Genomic DNA, 2,529 nt, shown 5'->3' on the forward strand with positions numbered 1-2,529 from the left:
AACCGCCCGGGCCCAAGGGGCCGTCGCGCCCCTCTCGAGCCTGGACTGTCGCGGGCGAAACGCCTAGTCGGCGATAGTGATAGTTGTTTTTCGGTCTGCTTGACAACCCCAGATAGTGCCCCAAATGCCGCATCCGGCAGGTTACCCGTGGGGCTTCCTGTCGCGGCCGCGAAACCGACCGCGCATCATCCCCACAACGCCGGTCCGGGCTGTCTAGAGCGGGTTCTGGGCGCCCGCGTAATACATCAACCGCCCCTCGTCATCGAAGATCGGCCGGATCCGCAGCCGGTTGATGAAGGCCGTTCCATCCTTGCGATAGTTCAGCAGGTCGATGCTGAAGGGCGTCTGGGCGCGCAGCGCGTGGCGGATCGCCTCGACCGCATGGGGATCGGTGCCCGGCCCCTGCAGGAACCGGCAGTTCCGCCCGATCGCCTCGGCCGCGGAATAGCCGGTCTGGCGCTCGAATTCCTCGCTGACATAGATCATCGGGTTGTCAGGCAGGGTCGGGTCCGAGATCACCACGCTCATCTCGCGTTCGTCCCGGGCCAGAAGCGCCCGCGCCTCATCGTCCGACAGTTCCTTGCGCATCCCCGCCCCCTGGCACCCTTGCGTTGCCCTCCCTGCTACCGCGCTCCGCCGCGCCCGGCAAGCCCGGGCCGCGGGAAGGCAAAACTGGATCTGGACGGCGCTCCGACCTTTCCTTATATCTTTTGTAGGATATGCAGGAAGCCCGATGTCCATGCAGCAGGAAAAACTCGAGGGTGCCCCCCTCATCCGTCCGTCCTCGACCGATCACCCGCTTTACGAGCAGGTGGTGTCGGCGTGCCGGTCGGTCTACGATCCGGAAATCCCGGTCAACATCTACGATCTGGGCCTGATCTACACAATCGAGATCGACGACGAGAATGCGGTCACGATCACCATGACACTGACCGCGCCGGGCTGTCCGGTCGCCGGCGAGATGCCCGGCTGGCTGGCCGAGGCGGTCGAACCGCTGCCGGGCGTCAAGCAGGTCGATGTCGAGATCACCTGGGATCCGCCCTGGGGCATGGACATGATGTCCGACGAGGCGCGGCTGGAACTGGGCTTCATGTAGCCGTCACATGCCTGTCGCACGACTGTTACGCGGCCCCGTCACATGGTTTCCGTTCCTTCCCACGAAGAAGCGGAGAATCCCATGCCCCTACCCCGCCTGACGGTCGCCGCCGCCCTTCTGGCCGCGCCGGCCCTGCCCGGCCATGCCGAGACCGTTCTCGATTAAGGCCCCCGACCCTATTACCTGATCGACAAGATGACCGACGGTCCGCTGAAGGAAAAGCTGACCGCCTGCATGGGCCAGACGCCCAGCCGCAGCGATTTCTCGATCGGCCATCGCGGCGCACCGCTGATGTTCCCCGAACATACCGTCGAATCGAATGTCGCCGCGGCGCGCATGGGCGCGGGCATCCTGGAATGCGACGTGACCTTCACCAAGGACAAGGAACTGGTCTGCCGTCACGCCCAGAACGACCTGCACACCACAACCGACATCCTGCTGACCGATCTGGCCGCGACCTGCATCACCCCCTTCACCCCCGCCAGCGGCGACACGCCCGCGACCGCCGAGTGCCGCACCTCCGAGATCACGCTGGCCGAGTTCCGCACGCTCAAGCCCAAGATGGACGCCGCCGACGCGAAGGCCACGACGCCCGAGGCCTATCAGGGCGGCATCGCGGCCTTCCGCACCGATCTCTACACCCATGGTGCGCAATCGCTGACCCATGCCGAATCGATCGAGCTGTTCCGCTCGCTCGGCGCCAAGTTCACCCCCGAACTCAAATCGCCCTCGGTCGAGATGCCCTTCGACGGCTTCACCCAGGCCGATTACGCGCAGAAACTGATCGACGAATACAAGGCCGCGGGCATCCCGCCCGAAGATGTGTTCGCGCAATCCTTCAACCTCGCCGATATCCTCTACTGGATCGAGAACGAGCCCGAATTCGGCGCCCAGGCAGTCTACCTCGACGACCGCTACGAGACCGAGATCGAGGGGCTGATCGACCCGATGGACCCGGCCACCTTCAAGCCGACCATGCAGGAACTGGCCGACATGGGCGTGCGCTACATCGCGCCGCCGACCTGGATGCTGGTCACCGTCGAGGATGGCCGCATCGTGCTCTCGCCCTATGCCCAGGAGGCCAAGGCCGCCGGGCTGAAGATCATCACCTGGACGCTGGAACGCTCGGGTCCGCTGGCCACCGGCGGGGGCTGGTATTTCCAGTCGATCAAGGACGTGACCGACAATGACGGCGTCTATTTCGAGCTTCTCGACGTGCTCGCCCAGGATGTCGGCGTCGAGGGCGTCTTCTCGGACAGGCCGGCGACCGTGACCTATTACGCCAATTGCATGGGGCTCTGAGCCCGCGCAGGACGGGGCGGCGCGCGCCGCCCCGTCCTCTTTCCCCCACGCGCCACCGACTTCCCCTTGAGACTGTGCCCGGGAAACCCTAGTCTTTGACCAGGGAAAAGGAGGCGCATCCATGTTCGGCA

At 65.1% G+C, this 2,529-nt stretch carries 2 protein-coding genes and 1 pseudogene; 2 read left to right on the top strand and 1 reads right to left on the bottom strand.

Annotated elements, in window-relative coordinates:
• Nucleotides 1-213: 213 nt before the first annotated feature.
• Complete coding sequence (locus tag ENN83_RS02790) at nucleotides 214-588, bottom strand: PAS domain-containing protein (protein ID WP_287183834.1); 375 nt, start codon at nucleotides 586-588, stop codon at nucleotides 214-216.
• 145 nt (nucleotides 589-733) lie between these two features.
• On the opposite strand from ENN83_RS02790, the gene ENN83_RS02795 reads away from it, so the two are divergent.
• Together ENN83_RS02795 and ENN83_RS02800 are read left to right on the top strand one after the other, a co-directional pair.
• Nucleotides 734-1,096 (top strand): SUF system Fe-S cluster assembly protein, encoded by a 363-nt coding sequence (locus tag ENN83_RS02795; protein ID WP_287183837.1) that lies wholly within the window; start codon nucleotides 734-736, stop codon nucleotides 1,094-1,096.
• 81 nt (nucleotides 1,097-1,177) lie between these two features.
• Nucleotides 1,178-2,398, top strand: a pseudogene (locus ENN83_RS02800) (glycerophosphodiester phosphodiesterase family protein).
• Nucleotides 2,399-2,529 lie beyond the last annotated feature (131 nt).

Origin of the sequence: Rhodovulum sp., from assembly GCF_011048875.1 — a bacterium.
Classification (GTDB): domain Bacteria; phylum Pseudomonadota; class Alphaproteobacteria; order Rhodobacterales; family Rhodobacteraceae; genus Rhodovulum; species Rhodovulum tesquicola.